This window comes from Empedobacter sp. UBA7494 (genome assembly GCF_002478465.1).
Classification (GTDB): Bacteria; Bacteroidota; Bacteroidia; order Flavobacteriales; family Weeksellaceae; genus Empedobacter; species Empedobacter falsenii_B.
Genome location: NZ_DLOC01000104.1, coordinates 1 through 22346, shown reverse-complemented (window position 1 = coordinate 22346; position 22346 = coordinate 1). Strand labels below are relative to the sequence as shown.

Below are 22346 nucleotides of genomic sequence, written 5' to 3'. Positions count from 1 at the left end.
ATCTGAATGACATCTATAGCTTACAAGATTAAAAAAACAATAAAAGGTTGCGTCAAACTTTTACTTTTTTTTAAATTATTTTTTTAAGTCCTCAATAATTAGTGAAGCGGTTCTTTCTGAAGCACCAATTCCACCAAGTTTATGATACAATTCTTCATAGCTTTTCATGATTTTTTCTCGTTTAGGAGAATTTAAAATTAAATCTAATTCTCGTTTGATATTTTCGTAAGTTAAATCATATTGAATCAACTCTTTCACCACTTCTTCATCCATAATCAAGTTCACCAACGAAATAAAACGAATGTTTTTTACAACACGTTTTCCGATTTCGTACGAAATTGCATTTCCTTTGTAGCAAACAACTTCTGGAACTTTCAGTAAAGCAGTTTCTAAAGTTGCTGTTCCTGATGTAACCAAAGCTGCATGAGAAACGCGCAATAAATCGTAGGTTTTATTCTCTACAATTTTCAAATCATTTCCTGCAATTTTTTTATAATTTTCGATTGGTTGAGATGGAGCACCCGCCACAACAAATTGATAATCGGGAAAATCTTTTTCCACTGAAAGCATCAAAGGTAATTTGACTTTAATTTCTTGTGTTCGACTTCCAGGAAGTAAAGCAATAATTGGTCTTTCGTCTAAATTATTGTCTTTTCTAAATTGTTGTTCATCAATTGACGGAAGATTATTCAACGAGTCTAATAATGGATTTCCAACAAAATCTACTTTGTAATTGTAACGTTGATAAAATTCTTCTTCGAACGGAAGAATCACAAACATTTTGTCGACAACTTTTTTGATTTTATGAACTCGACCAGTTTTCCAAGCCCAAATTTGTGGCGAAATATAATAATAAACTTTAATTCCAAGACTTTTTACAAATTCAGCAATTCTGAGATTAAAACCAGGATAATCAACTAAAATAACTGCATCTGGCTGATAAGTTTCGATGTCTTTTTTAGCAACCGAAATATTTCCTAAAATCGTTCTTAAATTCATTACAACTTCAGCAAAACCCATAAACGCCAAATCTCTGTAATGTTTGACTAAAGTTCCGCCTTGCATTTGCATCAAATCTCCTCCCCAAAATCTGAATTCAGCTTGTGGATCTTTTAATTTTAATTTTTTCATTAAGTTCGATGCGTGCAAATCGCCCGAAGCTTCACCTGCAATGATATAGTATTTCAATGGAAATCATTTTTCTTCTTACAAAGATAGGAGAAATCTATAAGTGGAGTAGATTTCAATGTTTTTTATTGCGTAAATTTACTCTTTCAAACAAAGAAAAATGTCAGACGAAATTATAAATAAAGTTGCCAATAGTAGTTTAGTAACAATTGATTTACAGGATTATTACCCTGATGGAGATCGTGTTGTTTTTGACTTGAAAGATTGGTTATATGAAGAATTGATTCTTAGAGAAAAGGATTTTAGAGAAAATCTGAAAAATCATGATTGGACACAATATCAAGATAAATATGTAGCGTTAACGTGTACTGCGGATGCGATTGTTCCGTCTTGGGCTTATTTGTTGGTCGCAACCTATTTGTCGCCAATTGCGAAACGAATTGTACATGGAAGTTTACAAGATTTGGATACGATTTTGTACACAGAAATTGTAGATCATTTGCCTTATGAAGATTATGTTGATGGAAAAATAATTGTGAAAGGTTGCTCTCACAAACCTGTACCAGAATCAGCTTATATTCAGTTGATTGAACGTTTACAACCAATTGTAAGTTCGTTAATGTTTGGTGAAGCGTGTAGCACTGTTCCGCTTTATAAAAAGAATAAATAAAAAAATCCGCTCAACGAGCGGATTTTTTTACACATGAATAAAATCGTAATATACTTATTGATTAGTTCTGAAAACTAATTTATTATCTCCAGGTTTTTCTTCGAAATAATCGATTAAAACCGCATCATTATCATTTATTGTTCCTTTTAAAATTTCTTTTGAAAGTTCATTTAATACATCTTGTTGAATAACTCGTTTCAATGGTCGTGCTCCGAATTGTGGATCGTAGCCTTTTCTTGCTAAATAATCGACAGCTTCTGGCGTAATATCTAATGTAATATCACGTTGTGCTAATTTCTTAGCAACTCCGCTTAAATAGATATTCACGATTCCAGAAATTTGATTTTCACTCAATGGACGGAACAAAATAATTTCATCAATACGATTCAAAAATTCTGGTCTAAAGTTTTGTTTCAATTCCTCAAAAACGACATCTTTTGTTTCATCATAAACTTGCGCCACATTATTTTCGTCAATATTCGAGAATTTATCCAAAATCGTATGAGAACCAAAATTCGATGTCATAATGATAATCGTATTTTTAAAGTTAACCACACGACCTTTGTTGTCTGTCAAACGTCCGTCATCCAAAACTTGTAACAAAATATTGAAAACATCTGGATGCGCTTTCTCAATTTCGTCCAACAAAATAACTGAATAAGGACGACGACGAACTGCTTCTGTTAACTGACCACCTTCGTCGTAACCAACGTAACCCGGAGGTGCCCCAACCAAGCGAGAAACTGCATGTCGCTCCTGATATTCGGACATGTCGATACGAGTCATTGCATTTTCATCATCGAATAAAAATTCAGCCAAAGCTTTTGCTAACTCAGTTTTCCCAACACCAGTCGAACCTAAGAATAAGAACGAACCAATTGGTTTTCCTTCGTCACTAAGACCTGCGCGAGAACGACGAATTGCATCAGAAACAGCCGTAATTGCTTCTTCTTGTCCAAGTACACGTTTGTGTAATTCGCTTTCTAAATTCAATAATTTTTCGCGGTCAGATTGCATCATTTTCTGAGCTGGAACTCCAGTCCATTTTGATACAACTTCTGCAATATCATCTGCATCAACAAACTCTTTTACTAGTTTGTTTTGTTTATTCTGTTCAAGATTATGCTCAGCTTCTTCTAAATTATTTTTTGCATTAACTAAGTCTTCAAATTCTAATTTGGAAGCTTTTGCATAATCATAATCACGTTTTGCACGCTCAATTTCGAATTTGATATTTTCGATAGATTTTCTCAAATCTTGAACTTCATCGGCACGATTTCTTTCCGCTTCCCATTTCGAATTCAATTGATTTCTTTCATCTTGAAGATTAGATAATTCTTCTTTCAAAAGATTCAATTTTTTCTCATCATTTTCACGTTTTATCGCTTCAATTTCGATTTCTAATTGAATAATTCTACGATCTAATTTATCTAAATCTTCTGGTTTAGAATTCATTTCCATTCTCAACTTAGAAGCCGCTTCGTCCATCAAATCGATGGCCTTATCTGGTAAAAAACGATCTGTAATATAACGTGTTGATAATTTTACAGCCGCAATAATTGCTTCGTCTTTAATACCAATTTTATGGTGTTGCTCGTATTTGTCTTTGATTCCACGCAAAATAGAAATTGCAGATTCTTCATCTGGTTCTTCAACCATTACTTTCTGGAAACGACGCTCTAAAGCTTTATCTTTTTCGAAATATTTTTGATATTCATTCAAAGTTGTAGCACCAATCGAACGTAATTCGCCACGAGCCAAAGCAGGTTTTAGGATATTTGCTGCATCCATTGCACCTTCACCACCACCACCAGCACCAACAAGTGTGTGAATCTCATCAATGAACAAAATAATTTCTCCATTAGAAGCAGTTACCTCTTTTACAACGGCTTTCAAACGCTCTTCGAACTCACCTTTGTATTTTGCACCCGCAACCAAAGCTCCCATATCCAATGAAAAAATTTGTTTATTCAAAAGATTTTCAGGAACATCTCCATTGATGATACGATGTGCTAAACCTTCTGCTATAGCGGTTTTACCAACACCTGGTTCACCAATAAGGATTGGATTATTTTTTGTACGACGTGATAGAATTTGTAAAACACGACGAATTTCTTCGTCACGTCCAATTACAGGATCTAATTTTCCTTCTTTTGCTAAATCTGTTAAATTTTTAGCGTATTTATTTAATGAATTATATGTTCCTTCTGCGTTTTCAGAAGTTACTTTTTCTCCGTTTCTCAATTCTGTTACTAATTTTTTTGTGTTGTCGAATGTAACACCTCTATTTTTTAATAACTGACTTACAGGTGATACATTCTTGATTATACCTAATAATAAATGCTCTAATGTGATAAAATCATCGTTCATCTCTTTTGCAATTTCTTGTGCAGATTGCAAAATTTGGTTAGATGAATTGGAAAGATGATTTCCTTGTTGACCTTCAATTTTTGGATATTTATTGATTTCTAAATCCAGCTCTGGTTTCAACATATCCATTTTTACACCTTGTTTTTCTAAGATTAATGATAATACGTTTTCATCAACATCTATCATTCCGCCTAAAATATGAGCTGGTTCTATTGCTTGATTTTTTTTAGCAACTGCAATTTGCTGAGCTGCTTGAATCGCCTCACGACCCTTTATTGTAAATTGATTAAAATCCATTGGTTTTTAGTTTTTTATATTGGTTTTGTTTGTTGTATTTCATCAAAAAAAATACCAAAGTAGAAATAAAACCTAAAAACTGACTTTTTGACTATATTGAATAAAAAAAGGAGACATTTTGACAACATCTCCTCTCGTTTAAAAATTTTTATAGTATTTAAAATAAACCTTCTACTGATAAATAGCGTTCGCCAGTATCGTAGTTGACAGTTAATATTTTTGCTTCTTTGTCTACTTCATTCAATGTTTTTGCAACTGCAGCCAGCGAAGCTCCTGTCGAAATTCCAACAAATAAACCTTCTACTTTAGCCACTTTTTTTGCAAATTCATATGCTTCTTCTTTTGTAATTTGAATAGAAGAATCAACAATTGAAGTATCTAAATTAGTTGGAATAAAGCCTGCTCCAATTCCTTGAATCGCGTGTGGACCAGGATTTCCTCCTGAAATGACAGGAGAATCGGTTGGTTCTACAGCGATAACTTTTGTTGAAGAATTAATTTCTTTCAATGCTTTTCCAATTCCAGAAAGATGTCCACCTGTTCCAACTCCTGTGATTAAATAATCTACTCCTTGTGGAAAATCAGAAAGAATTTCTTTTGCAGTTGTATTATAATGAACTGTCGGATTCGAACTATTCTCAAATTGTTGCGGAACCCAAGCGCCTTCTATTTTTTCGGCTAATTCTTGTGCTTTTGCAATAGCGCCTTTCATTCCTAATTCTTTTGGCGTTAAAACAAATTCAGCACCATAAGCTTCCATAATTTTTCGACGCTCAATTGACATTGATTCTGGCATTGTGATAATCATTTTGTAACCTTTTACAGCTGCAACAAATGATAAGCCAATTCCTGTATTACCCGAAGTAGGTTCTATAATTGTTCCTCCAGGTTTTAAAATTCCAGCTTTTTCCGCATCTTCAATCATTGCTAAAGCAATACGATCTTTAATTGATCCACCTGGATTTTGTTTTTCTACTTTAATATAAACATTATGGTTAGGAAATAATTTATTCAGTTTAATAATTGGTGTATTTCCTATAGTTTCTAATACGTTATTGTAAATCATTGTTGTAAGGTTTTAGATGATATAATTGATATGTTGTTCTTTTTTTTGTTTTTTTATTTGCGGTTTATTCTCTTGATAGACAACAGAATCTTCTTCTATACTTTCTGTAATCCAAACATTTCCACCGATTACAGAATTTTTTCCAATTACAGTTGTTCCTCCCAAAATAGTTGCCCCAGCATAAATCGTGACATTGTTTTCTATTGTTGGATGACGTTTTTTATCAGCCAAATTTTTCGAAACATAAAACGCTCCTAATGTTACGCCTTGGTAAATTTTTACATGATCACCAATCAATGTTGTTTCTCCAATCACAATTCCTGTACCATGATCGATATAAAAATTTTTACCAATTGTAGCACCAGGATGAATATCAATTCCAGTTTTAGAATGTGCATATTCAGAGAAAAAACGTGGAAGAATTGGCGTATTTAATTTATAGAGAATATGTGCTAAACGATGAATTGCAATCGCGAAAAAACCAGGATAAGCTAAAATGATTTCAATTTCTGATTTAGATGCAGGATCATTTGCATAAAAAACAAAAATCAGTTCTTCTAATTCTTGTCTAAGTTGTTTGAATTGTTCAAAAAAGTATAAACTAATTTGATTCGACTTCTCCTCAGGAACAATTTTTAACAAGATAGAATTGAATTGATTGAGTAAATCTTCTTTCTTATACAAAGGATTTGGTTGTTGAAAAATCTCATCATAAATAATGGATTCTATCAACGGTTCTACTTCTTGTTTTCTAAATGGTAAACTGTATTTCGTAAGCTGATTCATTCTTCAATCTATAAACTCTATAAAAATAGTAGACAAATGTATTCATTTTTTTATTCTTGAAGAAGAAATTGTCGAAAAAATGACAAAAACCATAAAAATGCTTTCTCTTTTATTATTGCTATGTAAGCATAATAATACACTGTCTTGACTTTTATGAATAAAATATATGTTTATTTATTTAAAATTATTTATCAAATTAAATGACTGATAATTAATATTATAAAAGAGTTTATGTATTTAAAAAAGATTATTTTAATAAAAAATAAAGCATAGTGTTTTATTTACACTAAAAAATAGTTATTTTAGTGAAATAAATTTTAAAGGATAAAAATATGAAAAAATCAATTTTATTCGGATTATTCTTTATGTTGACATCTTTAATGTACGCGCAATCACCAATTGGAACTTGGAAAACAATTGATGATGAAACAAAACAGGCGAAGTCTTACGTAGAGATTTTCGAGAAAGATGGAAAACTTTATGGTAAAGTCACTAAGATTTTAACAAAAGGAAAAGAAGATGCAAAATGTACAGATTGTTCAGGCGCATTAAAAAATAAACCAATTTTAGGAATGCAAATTCTTTCTGGTCTTAAAAAAGATGGAAAGGAATGGAATGGTGGAAAAATCATTGATCCTAATAGTGGAAAGGAATACAAAGCAAAAATGTCTCTTAACGGAAATGATAAATTAGACGTAAGAGGTTTTATCGGGATTTCTCTTGTAGGAAGAACGCAAACTTGGCAACGAGTTAAATAAAAATCAAAACAAAAACGAAAAGGTTACTCTGAGTAATCAAACCCACAAAATTTTACTCTATAATGACTATTTCTAAAAGAATAGTCATTATTTTTTTTACGTAAATTTGTAGCTTCAAAACTAAGGTTTTGATTTTCTAAAATACATCAATGAGTTTAACTAAAAGAGCGTTCTCATACGCAAAACCATATAGAACTTCGTTTGTTACAGCGATTATATTCAATTTACTCTATGCACTTTTCAATGTAATTGCATTGGCTTTTATGATGCCAATTTTGAGTGTTTTGTTTGGTGAAAAAACAACTGGAGTTATCGCAAAACCTATTTATTCTGGTGATTTGGGTAATCTGAAACAATTTTTTTCAGATTATTCAGCTTATTATATGAATGAGCTTTCTCAAACTCAAGGACCAGTTTATGTGTTAGCGATTTCGTGTGTGATATTTATTATTGCATTTTTATTTCGAAATATTTTCAGTTTTCTTTCAGAAACTTGTTTGGTAGACTTACGTTCGGGTGTGACACGTGATTTACGTGTTGATATTCACAACAAAATTATTGATTTGCCAGTTGCTTATTTTACTGAAAAACGAAAAGGAGATATGATTAATCGTATTTCAAGTGATGTAAACGAAGTAGAATCTAACATCTTAAATTCAATAGTAGAGATTGTTCGTTCGCCAATTATGATTATTGTTTTCGTTGTGGTATTGTTTACAGTTAGTTATCAATTAACAATTTTCGCTATTTTAGTTTTTCCAATAATGGGAACAATTATTTCGTTGATTGGAAAAAGTCTGAAAAAAGCTGCAGCTCATGCACAAGACGAATTATCTAACATTATTACTTATGTAGACGAAACACTTTCTTCGCTTAAGATTATCAAAATTTTTAATGCTGAAGATCAAGTAAAAGGTCGTTTTGATGAATCAATTAATCGTTATCGAAAATATCTTCAAAAAGTAATGAAAAAACGTGCTTTGGCCTCACCAACAAGTGAATTTTTAGGTGCTGTTACAATTGGATTAATTGTATTTTTTGGAGGAAAATTATCGTTAGAAGGAAATGGTTTAACCGGTTCACAATTCATCTTTTATATCGCAACATTTTATACATTATTAGATCCGATTAAACGTTTTTCGAAAGCATTATCAGATGTACAAAAAGGAGAAGTTTCTGCACAACGTATTTTTGAAGTTTTAGATGCTGATGTTTCGATAAAAGATGTTCCAGATGCTAAAGGAATTGATGTGTTTGAAGATAAAATTGAGTTTAGAAATGTCACATTTGCTTATGGAAAACATAATGTGATCGAGAATTTTAATTTAACAATTAATAAAGGAGAAACCGTTGCTTTAGTTGGGCAATCTGGTTCTGGAAAATCGACTTTGGCTAATTTAATTACTCGTTTTTGGGATGTGAAATCAGGTCAAATTTTGATTGATGGAATTGATATCAAACATATAAAATTAAATGATTATCGCTTGTTATTTGGTTTGGTTACACAAGATTCTATTTTGTTTAATGATACAATTTTTAATAATATTTCATTAGGTGATAAATCTCCAAATTTGGAAAAAGTAGAATATGCTGCGCAAATTGCAAATGCGGAAGAGTTTATTGTAAAAATGCCAGAAAAGTATCAAGAGTCAGTAGGAGAGGGAGGTAGCAAGCTTTCTGGAGGACAAAAACAACGTTTAAGTATTGCGCGTGCGGTTTATAAAAATCCACCGATTATGGTTTTGGATGAAGCGACTTCTGCTTTGGATACGAAATCTGAAAAATTGGTACAAGTTGCCTTGAATAATATGATGCAAAATCGTACTTCTTTGGTTATTGCGCACCGTTTATCAACAATTCAGAATGCGGATAAAATTGTTGTAATGGAAGCAGGTAAAATTATTGAACAAGGAAATCATCATTCACTTATCGAGAAAAAAGGCGTTTATGCCAATTTGGTAAATATGCAGAATTTTGACTAAAACTTACTTTATATAACAAAAAAATCCGCTTATTAAGTGGATTTTTTAGTTATATTTTAAATCGATTTAATTTCAAAACCTAATTGTTTCCAGTCTTCCCAAAATGTTGGATAAGATTTTTCTACGACCATTTCATTCTCAATTCGAATTGGGTAAATTTGAGCCAAAGGCACCATACACATTGCCATTCTGTGGTCGTTATATGTTGCTAAAGTAGGCGTTTTTTCAAAAATATTATAACCTTCTATCGTTAATGAATCGTTTGTAATTGTTATAATTGCTCCAAATTTTTCCAACTCATTTTTGAGTGCGACTAAACGGTCTGTTTCCTTGATTTTTAATGTTTCTAAACCAGTTAAATGACATTTTGTTTTCAATCCCACACAAGTTGCAGCAATCGTCTGTGCAATATCTGGAGTATTGATTAAATTTAATTCGATGATAGATTTTGGTATGAAATTATCTTCATTTTTCAATGTTAAAACTCCATTTTCAAAAGTTGAAATTACACCAAAATTTTCTGCATAAATATGTTGCAAAGCTGAATCTCCTTGTAAAGAATCTTCGAAATAAGTTGAGATTTTAATTTCAGAATTCTGCGATAAAGCAATCAAACTATAATAATATGAAGCTGAACTCCAATCAGATTCTACTTGTAAAGTTTGAGCTTTGATGTTTTCAGTAAAAGGAATTTTGATTGTATTTCCTTCGAAAATTGCATTAATTCCAACTTTATTCAATAATTGAATTGTCATTTGAATATAAGGAATAGAAATAATTTTTCCATCCAAATTAATCGTTAACCCATTTTCTAATTTCGTTCCAATCAAACATAAAGCAGAGATATATTGAGAACTAATGTTAGAAGGGATTGTAATAGAATCTTTCGTTATTTTTTTTCCAACAATCGATAAAGGTGGATAACCTTCGTTTTCTTGATACGAAATTTCTGCACCCAACTCATTCAAGGCATCAACCAAAACTTTTATTGGACGTTGTTTCATTCTTTCAGAACCTGTCAACGTTATTTTTCGTCCATCTTGAATAGAAAAATAAGCCGTTAAAAATCGCATGGCAGTTCCCGCGTGGTGAATATCAACTAAATCAGTTTTGTTCGCTAACGCTTTTTGCATTAATTGAGAATCTTCTGAATTTGAAACATTTTCTAATGTCAAAACATTCTCAAATAATTGACTTAATAGCAACAAACGATTGCTTTCGCTTTTAGAACCTGTGATGGCTAATTGATTGTTTATAGGAGATTTTAGAGCAGAAATTTCAATCATATTTATTTTAATTTATCATTATTTTGATGACGATCGTGGTCACGTTTTGTTTTATAATCTAATTTTTTGTAAAAAGCTGATTCTAAATCAACACCTGTTTGATTTGCCAAACAAAGCGCTACAAAAATAACATCTGCCAATTCTTCGCCAAGATCTTTGTTTTTATCAGATTCTTTCTCCGATTGTTCACCGTAACGACGCGCAATAATACGTGCAACTTCTCCTACCTCTTCAGTTAATTGTGCCATATTTGTTAATTCGTTAAAATAACGAACACCATGTTCTTTTATCCAATTATCAACGTCTGTTTGTGCTTGTTTAAGGCTCATCTTATTTTAAATTTTAAAAGTTAAAGGTACAAAAATAAAAAGCCAACTCGTATTTGGAGTTGGCTTTATTCGATGTTTAGAATATTTTTTTATTGTTTTACCAAAATCACTTGCTGACTTTCTGCATTAATGATATTTGTTAAAAATTCTTTCAATGGTTTATAGTATTGTGCAGGTAAAATACTGTATGGAATAACTTTTTGGGCTTGAGCGATAATAAAACCATCTTTTTCAATTACTTTATATGCATATCCACCAGCTTGATCAGGCATTGTAAATTGCTTTTCAGTTGGTAAAGATTCGACTTTGTAACCTTCTGGAATTTTAATTTTAATTGTATTTGTATTCGTAGTTGGTGCACCAAACTCAATATTGTAATTACGTTGATCTAGATTTAAATTATGTTTTGTATTCGCAACAAATAAAAATGGATTGAATAATATTTTATTTCCAGCCACATCTACTTTTACATCATCAAATTTGAATTGATGACGAATTACATTTTGTTTGTTATCTTGTGTTTTAAATTCTGAAATTTCAAAATTGTAATCTTCTACAAATTCTTTTTCAAACGCTTTTGGATCATCTGCGATTTCACTTTTATCAAACATATAAAAATAATTATCACGAACATTAGAAAATAAACCTTTCAAATTTCCATCAGCTTTTAAATCTGCCGTAATTGATATTTTATCATTGGTCATAACCGAATTACGAAGAGGAACTTCTTTTATTCCTTTTTCATTTACCATAAATCCACGATCGTTAATTGCTCGAATTGGTAATAAATTAATTTGAGCATTTTTATCAGTTGCATCCATTAAATAAAATTCATTATCTATTGTTGCTCCAACAATTACATAATTCAATTTGCTACGTGAAGGAAACGAATAATTGATTAAACCATTTTGCAACGTACTCAAAACAATTGGATTTGCGTCTAATCCAGCTTTACGCAACATAGCTGTTAACATAAGATTGATATCCGCTGAATTTCCAGATTTTTCGTTAAATGCTTTTCGAATTCCTTTATCTGTATATTGACCTAAATAATCATTCCAAGCCATGTTGTTTTTTACATAATTGTAAATTGCTTGAGCTTTTTCAATATTTGTAGATTTTCCAACAATTGTAGCGTTTACTGTTTCATCTAAAAAGTTATTTCCATTTAATTGTCGACCAAATTCTTCGTGATCCATCAAATCTTTTCCAATACGTTCCCAAGTTGTAGAAAAATTTTCTGAGGTTCTTCCGGGAACCACAAAAGAAGCTAACTCAAACTGAATACTTGCTAACATATTTCTCGGATTAAGCACATAAGCTTCGCGAGAATAAGAAGGTAAATTAACTAATGAATAAGTTTGTGTATCAATCTTTAATTTATGATTACTTGATGTCGCGCCTTGATTTCCCATATCTCCACCAAAAGATGTAACACCTCTGTTTCCAAAAGAAGTAGTTGAAAAAGTATCTTCTTTGGAATTTTTTGTTAATTTAGGAGCAAATTCACCTCTTAAATCTTGTTGATAATTAAAATATTCTTGATTTTGCATCGTGAAATTACTCGTAACTACAGGAATCGATTGTTGAAAATACCACGTATCAGTATTTCCATAGAAAGGGGAAATAATTTCGTATGTATATTCTAAGATTGATCCATTTTTTACATTTGGAAATGTAAACGTTTGTTTATCCATAAAACGATGGACTTTATCTAAGAAAATATCTTTTTTCTCAACTTTTTGTTCAATAATTTTTCCATTTTCAAGGTTATAGGTAACCGCTTTTAAAGTAATCAATTTATCTTGATCTGATCCTGAGCTTTTGTAAAGAGGAATTTCTATTTTTAAAACATCATCAGGTGTTTTATCCTTATCAAAAACAATTACTCTATAAAAAACTTTCTTTGTTTGCTCAACACCGCCTTGATTGGTATTAAAACTAACTTTATAATTTCCGTCAGCATATAAAACTTCTGCAGGAGCGTCAGCTTGAATTGTACTTTTTGTTTTCTCGAAATCTTGTTTAGATAGTTTTCCAAATTTTACATCTTGAGCAAAACTCGAAACGGTTGCAACTGTCGCAACAATCGTAAATATTGTTTTCATATTAGTGTTATAATTTTTCTAAAAGTAGTTTTGTGTTATCGTAACCCGAAATTTGTCTTCTAAATTCTACATATTCGTTGTATTTTTCTTTTGAGAAAGTTCCTGAAAATTGTTTGTAAATACGTTTTATTTCGAATGCATTATTTTCTTTTGGATTGATTTCTAATTGATATTCACCAAAAGCTGATTTCACAATTATAGCATCAAATTTTTGTGGTAATTTATAACCAGAAGGAAGTGTCAATGTATACGAAACTTCGTCAACATATCCTGTCTCGATGTTGAAATCAAACTTTCTATCTTTCATTTTTTTGACAGAAGTCTCTTCTTTATTCACTGGAATAATATTCAGAATGATGTTATTTCCTTGAATTTTAGCATAATTTGGTGCTGAAAACTCGAAATTTGAAGTGAAAACAGCATTTTTCCAATCATTATTAAATTCTTTCTTTTTGAATGATATTCCTTGTAAGTAAGAAAATCGATTTTTTAAACGAACATCAAGTTCTTTCTCGCTTAATTGATTAAATCTTGCAAAATTCTCATAAATCAAACCTTTGGAAGTTTCAGAAAAATCAAAATTTAATGTCCCATCTGCTAAAAGTGTTGCATTTCCATTCACGAATAATTGATTATCTTCTGTTTTGAATTGTTGTGAAGGAATAATTTTTCCGCCTTTTTCATCAACAATTAATACTTTTCTATTTCCTGCAAAATCACCTAAATAATTATAAGGAGCTGTTTGACTTGTTGCTTCTAACCAAATATCTTTTCCATTTAGAGGTATATAAACAATCATGTGATTTCCTTGTTGATACATCATTTGCTCATCAATATCAATTGGATTTCCAGCAAATAATATGGTGTGATACGATTTGATATTCACTGCATCTAACATTCCAATCATATAATTAGATAAGGCTTTGCAATCGCCATAACTTTTGCTCTCAACATAAGAATTCGGAAAAGGCGAAAGTCCTCCAATTCCCAGTTGTACACCAATATATCGAACTTTATTTTGCAAATGTTTGTACAAAATCTGAACTTTTTCTTCATCCGACTTTGCTTCTTTTACCATATTTTGAAAAACAGATTTTTGAGCTGGAGTAAAATCTAATTTTGTACGAATTAAATTATCAAAAGTCCATTTTCCGTAATCATTCCAATTGTCAAAATTTCCTTTAACACCATCGATATTGATTTGATTTGAAGCTAAAATAGCGCGAGGAAATATTTTTTGACTTCCAACCATTTGATCTTCTTCATTAAATGCCAAAACATTGTTTAATGAATAGCTCAAATTATTGTTATTTCCTGTTTTTGCAATGTCAAAACCTTTAAAATTATCTTCTTTCAATCGAATGGTTGAAGATGTTTTATTGACAAATTGATAAGACGATTTTTCGATTGATAAATTTGCTGCTCGTATAGGTGACCAACGCGGAATCCAAAGTGTATTTTTGTTCGTTGTAACAATTTTATAATTTATCGTGTAAGGATAATTTGTTGGAGTATAATTTAAATATTTGATGCGATCATCCGTGTACATTTGTCCACCTGTTACATAACTTTGGTCACCAAAATCTTTGGTCTTGAATTTTTTAATTTCTTTTCCATTTGCATCATACAAAGTTGCCTCGAATAAGTCAATTTTCGTATTTGCATCATAATTCGCTTGCGCACCAACATAATTATCGCCTGCTTTAGTCAAAACTGTTACGACAACGTCTTCCGTATATTTTAGTTCATCAACTTTGAGAAGTTCTATTTTTTCTTCGTTTTTGCGCACAACAGCATAAGCATCTTTTATCAAATCGTCTGGAATCTGATCAACTGCATAGTTTTGCGCAAAAGAAAATGAACTAATCAAAAAAGTTAAAAAAAGTAGAGTTTGTTTCATTCAATATCTATTAATCAAGTTATTCTTTATTTTTTGAATCGATAAAAATGGTTACAGGACCATCATTCAACAATTCGACTTTCATATCTGCACCAAAAATTCCTCTTTGTACAGGTTTGAAATTTGATTCTAAAACGTTCAAAAATGTTTCATATTGTTCGTTTGCAACAGCTGGTTTTGACGCTTTGATATATGACGGACGATTTCCTTTTTTCGTAGAGGCATGTAACGTAAATTGAGAAACAACCAAAATATCTCCATTTGTTTGTTGCACATCTAAATTCATCACATCATTTTCATCATTGAAAATTCGAAGTTGAATTATTTTTTTCGAAATCCATTCAAAATCTTCCTTCGTATCATCAGGTTCAAAGCCAACCAAGGTCAAAATTCCACTTTCTATTTTTCCAGTTATTTTTCCATCCACCATTACAGAAGCATGTTGCACACGCTGTAAAATCACTCGCATAAATATTGTTTTAATCGGTATTAAATTGATTGAAATTTAAGAAATTATTAACAAATAAAAAAGCGTTACAACTCATCTTTTAAATGTGTTATAACGCTTGTTGTAATTTAAGTTTAGAAAGCAATCGTTATAGGTTTAAGTTAGTTGGTTAAAATAGATTTCCTCATCTGCAATTATCATATAATCTAGCTCATAGAGCTTCGATATTTGTTTTGCATTAATTATTTCTTGTTCTATATTTTTTAGTTTATTTTCTTTGTTTTTAGAATTATCGAATTCAACAGTCCACAATTTATTTGGATTTAATGGTTTCCAATTTAAATCTTCTAAATGCAATAAAAATCTTTCTTTTTGTTCCTTTGTACATTCCACAAAATCTAAAGCGATTTGTACCGATAAATTGCTCATTCAATTAATTTTAACAAAAATAAAACTTGAAGTTGAATTATTTTTACGTGAAACCGTAATTTGAGAAAATAAAAAAGCCATTTCGAAAGAAATGGCTTTTAATTATTTTTCGGTATAAATATCTTCTTCTAAAAAAGTGATATAATTTTCGTAGCGAGAAACTGCTATTTCACCATTTTCTACTGCATCTCGAACGGCACATTTTGGCTCGTTAACATGTATACAATTATCAAATTTACAATTATGTTTTAAATCTAAAATTTCAGGAAAATAACCTTGTAATTCGGTTTTGTCGATATGAACCAAACCAAATTCTTTAATTCCAGGCGTATCGATAATAAAACCTCCAAAAGGCCATTCGTACATCTGTGCAAAAGTTGTGGTATGTTGTCCTTTGCTATTAAAATCAGAAACTTCGTGCGTTTTTAGGTTCAAATCAGGGTTTAAAGTATTCAACAACGTTGATTTTCCAACACCAGAATGTCCCGAAACCAAACTTACTTTATCTTTCATTCGATTTTTTACAAGATCTAAATTTAGACCAGTTTCAGCAGAAATATCAAGACTTTCGTAACCGATAGAATTGTAAATTGATTTATAAATTTCTAACTCAACCATTTCATCTTCCGTGTACGAATCCATCTTGTTGAATAAAATTACAACAGGAATATGATAAGCTTCGGCAGTAATCAAAAAACGGTCAATAAAACCAAACGAAGTTTTGGGATTAGAAAGCGTTACAACCAAAAAAGCAACATCAATGTTAGAGGCAATAATGTGCGTTTTTTTGGATAGATTAACAGATTTTCGAATGATGTAATTTCTGCGATCATGAATTTTTGTAATGACTGCAATATCATCTTTATCAATCTCAAACTCAACCTCATCTCCAACAGCAATTGGATTGGTATGTTTGATATTGGCTATTCTAAATTTTCCCCTAATTCTTGCCTGATAGGTTGCACCATCTTCGGTTAAAAGATGATACCAACTACCAGTAGATTTTATGACAATTCCTTTCAATATTGTTTAAATTTTTTCTTCTTTTTTTACCATAATTTGGTTTTGTTGCGCAACAGATTCTTGGTGAATTGCTTGCAATAATTTGTCAACAAAATCCTCAGATAAACCTAAAGAAACTCCTGCTTTTACAGAATTATCTTTGATTTGTTTCCAACGATCTGGCTGAAAAACTGCCACATTATGTTCTTTTTTCAATTCTCCGATAGAGTTTGCAACTTTCATACGTTGAGCAATTGCATCTAAAATAGAATTATCTAATTCATCAATTTGATGACGTAAATTCTGAATTCCAGTTTTGTAAATTGCATCTGGATCATCAGAAACACGAATTTCTAAATCTTTTAAGATTTCTAATAAACGAGCTGGTGTTACTTGTTGAGCTGCATCAGACCAAGCTTCATCAGGATTATTGTGCGTTTCGATCATCAATCCATTGTATTCAAAGTTGAAAGCTTGCTGTGCAACATCAAATAATCCTGTTCTGTTTCCGCAAATGTGTGATGGGTCACAAATAATTGGCACGTTTGGTAATTTGTTTTTGAAATCTAATGCAATTTGCCATTGTGGATTGTTACGGTATTTTGTCTTTTTGTACGTTGAAAAACCACGGTGAATAGCACCTAAGTTTTTGATTCCTTGACCTTCTAAACGCTCCAAAGCACCAATCCATAAATCTAAATCTGGATTTACAGGATTTTTAACCAAAACTGTTTTATCTGTATCACGTAAAGCTTCAGCAATTTCTTGTACTGTAAAAGGGTTTACCGTAGAACGAGCACCAATCCATAAAACGTCAACATCATATTCTAACGCTAATTTTGCGTGATTTGCATTGGCGATTTCAGTTGCGATTTTCATTCCGAATTCGTCTTTTACTTTTTTCAACCAGTTTAATCCGATTGCACCAACTCCTTCGAAACAGTTTGGTTTAGTACGAGGCTTCCAAATTCCCGCACGGAAAACTTGCACATAATCTTTGTCCAAATCTTCAGCGATTGTCATCATTTGTTTTTCACTTTCTGCACTACAAGGTCCAGCGATAATCATTGGTTTATCGTATTCTTTTATCCAGTTATTGTTTTCCATAACATTTACAAATTTAAGATTTAATATTTATTTTATTTGAGAGTAATTATTTCTATTTTCTTGTCAAACTTAATTTAGTTCAACTTTTATTTTTGATTTGATTCTGAAACAAGTTCAGAATGACTTTATTTATTTAATATTCGACGTATGTCGTTTGTGTTTTTTAAATATTGATGAATATCTTCGGCGTCTTTTTCTTCGATCATTTTTCTGATTTTCGAAATTTGTGTTTGATAAGCATCAATAGCATTGAGTAAATTTTCTCGATTCTGAATCAAAATTGGTGTCCACATATCAGGAGAACTTTTTGCTAAACGAACCGTAGATTCGAAACCAGATCCAGCCATGTCAAAAATTGCATCTTCATTCTTTTCTTCTTCCAAAACTGTTTGTCCTAAGGCGAAAGAAGTAATGTGCGAAAGATGAGAAACGTACGCAATGTGCGCATCATGCGCTTCCGAAGTCATTGTTTTAACATTCATCCAGAGCGATTGATAAATTTTTCTTACTTTTTTTACTGCTTCTTTTTCGCTTTCTTCAACATCACACAAAATCGCAACTTTGTTTAAAAACAACTCAGGAAAAGCAGCTTTTGGTCCAGAATTTTCCGTTCCTGCGATTGGATGTGTGGCAACAAATTGTTTTCTTTTGGGATGATTTGCAACTTTTTTACAAATTCCAGCTTTTGTTGATCCCATATCCATTACAATTGTTTTATCATTAATTTGATCTAAAATCTCTGGTAAAACTTTTTGAATTGAATTAATTGGAACCGCAATCACTACTAAATCTGATTGAGAAAGTGCTTCATTCAAAGGAGCGATTTCATCCACAATTCCTAATTCTAAAGCTTGAATTTGATGTTCAATATTTTGATCAACACCGATTATTTTTTCGGCAACACCAACTTTTTTTAGTGCTAAAGCAAACGAACCTCCGATTAATCCTAAACCGATTACTGAAATTGTTTTCATGCTTCTAATCTTTTCTTTACTTCAATCAACTTCTCGACAGGTGCGCAAAGTGAAAATCTTATAAATCCTTCACCATTGCTTCCGAAAATACTTCCTGGAGTGATAAATACTTTTTTATTGTATAAAACTTCATCAATAAATTCTTTATCATCTTTTCCTTCTGGAAGCTTCGCCCAAATAAACATTCCTACTGCATTGGGATTATATTTTACATTTAAAATATCAGCGATTTCCCAAATGATTCTTCGTCTTTCTGCGTAAATTTTTGTTAATTCATCGTACCAAGAATTATCAACTAAAAGAGCTTTTGTCGCGGCTTTTTGTATCGCAAAATTCATTCCCGAATCCATATTTGATTTCACTTTTAGAATAGAATTGATAAAACTTTCTTTTCCAATCACCATTCCCACTCGCCAACCTGCAATATTAAAGGTTTTGCTTAATGAATTCAATTCAATGCAAACATCTTTAGCACCATCTATTTCTAAAATACTTGTCGGCTCATCATTCAAAATAAAACTATAAGGATTATCATTAATGATTAAAATATTGTGACGATTTGCAAACTCTACTAATTTTCTAAGAACATCTTTTGGAGCTTTGGCTCCTGTTGGCATATGTGGATAATTGAGCCACATAATTTTGGGTTTTTGTTCGGCTAGTTTTTCTAACCGATCAAAATCTGGAAGCCAATCATTTTCATTTTTCAAATCGTATAACAACGGTTCTGCTTGAACTAATTCTGTAACCGATGAATAGGTTGGATAACCAGGATTTGGAATTAAAACTTTATCACCTTCATTCAAAAAAGCCATCGAAATATGCATAATTCCTTCTTTAGATCCCATTAATGGTAAAATTTCAGTTGAAGGATTGGCGTCTACATCAAATTTGTTTTTGTAAAAACTTGCCATAGCTTCGCGCATTTCTGGAACTCCACGATAACTCTGATAGCCATTGATTCCGCTTTGTGAGCTTTTGATTAATTCCTCGATCACATCTGGATGAGGTTGTAAATCTGGACTTCCAATTCCTAATGAAATGATTGGAATATCGGTTTTCATGTTCGCTATTTCTTGTAATTTTTTCGAGAAATAGTATTCTTGAACACTTTGTAATCGTTGGGCTTCTGCTATCATTTTTTCCCCAGTTTATATTCGCCTAATATTTCTAAATCCGTTAATTTTCGTGCAATTTTTCCAAGCAATTCATAATATTGTTCTTTTTGCTCGAACGTAATATCAATGTGGAAAGAGTATTCCCAAGGTTTTTCAATAATCGGAACAGATTGTATTTTGTCCATATTTATTCCACATTCTGCAATTTGATTTAACACGTCAACCAAAGCACCAGACTGGTGTGGAACAGAAAAACGCATCGAAACTTTGTTGAAATCTTCGTAATCGTTATGCTCGCGTTGCAATACAAAAAAGCGAGTAAAATTATCTTGAAACGTCTGAATACTCGAAGCTAAAATGTCTAATTCATATACTTCTGCCGCTTTTCTCGACGCAATTGCTGCAACATCATTCAAATCTTGTTCTACAATATCTTTGGCTGTTAATGCGGTGTCGATATCATTTACAACTCGCCATGTTGGATGTTTTTCAAGGAACTTATCACATTGTAACAATGCCATTTGGTGCGAACGAACTTCTTTTACATCGTCTAAAGTTTTTCCTTTTTTGACCATCAATTGATGTTGGATTGATAAATAAATTTCTCCAACAACTTTCAGATTGTATTTCGTTAGCAACGCATAGTTTGGTAAAATTGCTCCAGCAATTGTGTTTTCAATTGCCATGATTGCTTTGTCAACTTTTCCCTTTGCAAGTGACTTTGCTAAAGTTTTGAATGTGTCGCATTCTACAATTTCGATGTCATTTCCTAAATAATTATTGGCAGCTTCGTGATGATATGAACCAATGTAACCTTGTATTGCAACTCTTTCTTTCATTTTTTTCCACAAAAAAAGTCCCACAAATTGCGGGACTTTATATTATCTTATTATGAATGTTAACAATCAATTTTGACAACGCAGTCCCTGCTCTCCTGGATAATATCCAAAAAAGTAAAAAAAGAATGCGTTAAAATAATTGAATGTTGCCATTTCGTTTTTCTAATTGTTCTACAAATCTAAAAAATAATTTATCAGTTATCAAAATCTTTTTTGCTAATTTTATCGAAAATTTTTCATCAAATGGGAATAATCATTACAGATTTAGTAAAAAAATACGGTGAACAGGTGGCTTTAGACAAAGTTTCGTTTTTTATAAATAATGGCGAAGTTGTTGGTTTACTTGGACCAAATGGAGCAGGAAAATCTACTTTGATGAAAAGTATTACCAATGCAATAAATGCAGATTCTGGTGAAATTTCTGTGAATGATTTTAATGTTTCGACGCAACCAATTGAATCGAAAAAATTGATTGGATTTTTGCAAGAAAATAATCCATTGTACATGGATATGTATGTAAGAGAGTATTTGGAATTTGTAACAAATATTAGAAATGTGCCTAAATCAAAAATTGATGAAGTCATTGAAAAAGTAGGTTTATCACCAGAAAAACATAAGAAAATTCATCAATTATCAAAAGGCTATAAACAACGTGTTGGATTGGCGCAAGCGATTATTTCGAGTCCAGAAATTTTGATTTTAGATGAGCCTACAAATGGTTTGGATCCAAATCAAATTATTGAAATTAGAGAAGTAATTAAAGAAATTGGAAAAGAAAAAACAGTCATTCTCTCTACTCATATTATGCAAGAAGTGGAAGCGCTTTGTTCACGTGTAATCCTCTTGAATAAAGGAAAAATTATTGCAGATCAGTCGATAGAAGAATTTAAAGGACAATATAAAAACTTGGAAGAAGCTTTTCATGTTTTAACACAATAGAAAAGGTACTATTTAAATAAAGAACTATTTTAGACCAAAATTTTATCTTTACAAAAATTAAAGGAGTTTTACTTTGTTAAAGAATCTTGTGTAGCCTCAGTTTTTACTGAGGTTATTTTATTATAATCTGTATCAAAAATTGTATAATTCCCATTAAATATATATTCAAACTAACAGTTTTTGCTGACTTGGCCTATCATTTTTGATGTATTTTTCTCATTTATTTTGGTATAAACTTCCTTCATTATTGGGTTAAATCTACAAGCTACCATAAATGGAAAATATATGGTATTACGGATATATCTGTTGCCTTTTTTTAGATATTTTTGTTTGCTCTTTTACTGATGTTCCTAATTCTCTTCTCATAAAATTATAATCTACAAAACTCGAAAATTGCTTTATTTTTTTAAACATTTAAAACACATCGTTTCAGTAAGCATCGTTCCGATAGTCATTAATCCAGTACCTTTAATGGTTAGTAGTTTTGAACTTTATTATTCAGATATTCATCCGATTTATAAGTTTTTCTATTCTTAATTTACAATGAGTAATTTGTTTATTTAATTAAGGAATTAGTTGTTTATTACTCTTTTAGAATAAGCTCCCGTAATTTCCTTAAGAAATACTAATTCAGCTTTCTTAATTATTGAGTATTCACCCATCTTAAAAACTTATTAAAACCCAGTTTATCATGAGAAAAGGTAACATTTTTAGAAAACTCGAATTCTCCTAATACTATAAATCCTTGACTTGCGTCATGGAAAATTGTTCCTTTGTCCTTTAATAGTAAAACCCGTTGTGCATTTTGAT

At 31.2% G+C, this 22346-nt stretch carries 19 protein-coding genes; 4 read left to right on the top strand and 15 right to left on the bottom strand.

Annotation, left to right across the window (positions count from 1 at the left end; translation table 11 throughout):
- Positions 1-75: 75 nt before the first annotated feature.
- Complete coding sequence (gene lpxB / locus B4E95_RS12610) at positions 76-1188, bottom strand: lipid-A-disaccharide synthase (protein WP_291091819.1); 1113 nt, start codon at positions 1186-1188, stop codon at positions 76-78.
- Positions 1189-1288: 100 nt separating this feature from the next.
- On the opposite strand from lpxB, the gene B4E95_RS12605 reads away from it, so the two are divergent.
- Positions 1289-1798, top strand: coding sequence for a DUF2480 family protein (locus B4E95_RS12605; RefSeq protein WP_291091818.1), 510 nt, complete (start codon positions 1289-1291; stop codon positions 1796-1798).
- Between the two features lie 54 nt (positions 1799-1852).
- On the opposite strand, the gene clpB is transcribed toward B4E95_RS12605, so the two are convergent.
- The 3 genes from clpB to epsC form a co-directional block, all read right to left on the bottom strand.
- Positions 1853-4465, bottom strand: a complete 2613-nt coding sequence (clpB, locus tag B4E95_RS12600) for an ATP-dependent chaperone ClpB (protein WP_291091817.1) — start codon at positions 4463-4465, stop codon at positions 1853-1855.
- A 157-nt stretch (positions 4466-4622) separates the two neighbouring features.
- Entirely contained in the window at positions 4623-5531 is a 909-nt protein-coding gene (gene cysK / locus B4E95_RS12595; protein ID WP_291091816.1) for a cysteine synthase A, read from the bottom strand.
- 12 nt (positions 5532-5543) lie between these two features.
- Positions 5544-6317 carry a serine O-acetyltransferase EpsC gene (gene epsC, locus B4E95_RS12590; RefSeq protein ID WP_291091815.1) on the bottom strand — a complete coding sequence of 258 codons (774 nt, stop codon included), beginning with the start codon at positions 6315-6317 and terminating at the stop codon, positions 5544-5546.
- Positions 6318-6649: 332 nt separating this feature from the next.
- Here epsC and B4E95_RS12585 point away from each other — a divergent pair, with 332 nt between their 5' ends.
- Both B4E95_RS12585 and B4E95_RS12580 read left to right on the top strand, forming a co-directional pair.
- Positions 6650-7075 (top strand): DUF2147 domain-containing protein, encoded by a 426-nt coding sequence (locus tag B4E95_RS12585; protein WP_038333244.1) that lies wholly within the window; start codon positions 6650-6652, stop codon positions 7073-7075.
- Positions 7076-7224: 149 nt separating this feature from the next.
- The gene (locus tag B4E95_RS12580; protein ID WP_291091813.1) at positions 7225-9057 is read left to right on the top strand and encodes an ABC transporter ATP-binding protein; all 1833 of its coding nucleotides are present in this window, start codon (positions 7225-7227) and stop codon (positions 9055-9057) included.
- Between the two features lie 56 nt (positions 9058-9113).
- Here B4E95_RS12580 and B4E95_RS12575 read toward each other — a convergent pair whose 3' ends face one another.
- From B4E95_RS12575 to B4E95_RS12525, 11 genes are all read right to left on the bottom strand, one after another.
- Entirely contained in the window at positions 9114-10343 is a 1230-nt protein-coding gene (locus B4E95_RS12575) for a 3-phosphoshikimate 1-carboxyvinyltransferase (RefSeq protein WP_291061242.1), read from the bottom strand.
- Positions 10344-10345: 2 nt separating this feature from the next.
- Positions 10346-10672: a nucleotide pyrophosphohydrolase gene (locus tag B4E95_RS12570; RefSeq protein WP_038333238.1), complete on the bottom strand. Its 327-nt coding sequence runs from the start codon at positions 10670-10672 to the stop codon at positions 10346-10348.
- Between the two features lie 89 nt (positions 10673-10761).
- On the bottom strand, positions 10762-12780 hold the full coding sequence (locus B4E95_RS12565; RefSeq protein ID WP_286494954.1) for a DUF3857 domain-containing protein: 2019 nt from the start codon (positions 12778-12780) through the stop codon (positions 10762-10764).
- A gap of 7 nt (positions 12781-12787) precedes the next feature.
- On the bottom strand, positions 12788-14680 hold the full coding sequence (locus tag B4E95_RS12560) for a DUF3857 domain-containing protein (RefSeq protein ID WP_291059784.1): 1893 nt from the start codon (positions 14678-14680) through the stop codon (positions 12788-12790).
- Between the two features lie 19 nt (positions 14681-14699).
- On the bottom strand, positions 14700-15149 hold the full coding sequence (gene dtd / locus B4E95_RS12555) for a D-aminoacyl-tRNA deacylase (protein ID WP_291091811.1): 450 nt from the start codon (positions 15147-15149) through the stop codon (positions 14700-14702).
- Between the two features lie 135 nt (positions 15150-15284).
- Positions 15285-15557 (bottom strand): hypothetical protein, encoded by a 273-nt coding sequence (locus B4E95_RS12550; RefSeq protein WP_291091810.1) that lies wholly within the window; start codon positions 15555-15557, stop codon positions 15285-15287.
- Positions 15558-15659: 102 nt separating this feature from the next.
- Complete coding sequence (gene rsgA / locus B4E95_RS12545; protein WP_291091809.1) at positions 15660-16580, bottom strand: ribosome small subunit-dependent GTPase A; 921 nt, start codon at positions 16578-16580, stop codon at positions 15660-15662.
- A 6-nt stretch (positions 16581-16586) separates the two neighbouring features.
- On the bottom strand, positions 16587-17666 hold the full coding sequence (locus tag B4E95_RS12540) for a bifunctional 3-deoxy-7-phosphoheptulonate synthase/chorismate mutase type II (protein ID WP_115002148.1): 1080 nt from the start codon (positions 17664-17666) through the stop codon (positions 16587-16589).
- 125 nt (positions 17667-17791) lie between these two features.
- Positions 17792-18640: a prephenate dehydrogenase gene (locus tag B4E95_RS12535; protein ID WP_291091807.1), complete on the bottom strand. Its 849-nt coding sequence runs from the start codon at positions 18638-18640 to the stop codon at positions 17792-17794.
- The gene (locus B4E95_RS12530) at positions 18637-19779 is read right to left on the bottom strand and encodes a pyridoxal phosphate-dependent aminotransferase (RefSeq protein WP_291091806.1); all 1143 of its coding nucleotides are present in this window, start codon (positions 19777-19779) and stop codon (positions 18637-18639) included. The genes B4E95_RS12535 and B4E95_RS12530 overlap by 4 nt, the downstream gene beginning before the upstream one ends.
- Entirely contained in the window at positions 19776-20597 is an 822-nt protein-coding gene (locus B4E95_RS12525) for a prephenate dehydratase (RefSeq protein WP_291061255.1), read from the bottom strand. The genes B4E95_RS12530 and B4E95_RS12525 overlap by 4 nt, the downstream gene beginning before the upstream one ends.
- A 243-nt stretch (positions 20598-20840) precedes the next feature.
- Here B4E95_RS12525 and B4E95_RS12520 point away from each other — a divergent pair, with 243 nt between their 5' ends.
- Positions 20841-21536 (top strand): ABC transporter ATP-binding protein, encoded by a 696-nt coding sequence (locus B4E95_RS12520; protein WP_291091804.1) that lies wholly within the window; start codon positions 20841-20843, stop codon positions 21534-21536.
- Positions 21537-22346 lie beyond the last annotated feature (810 nt).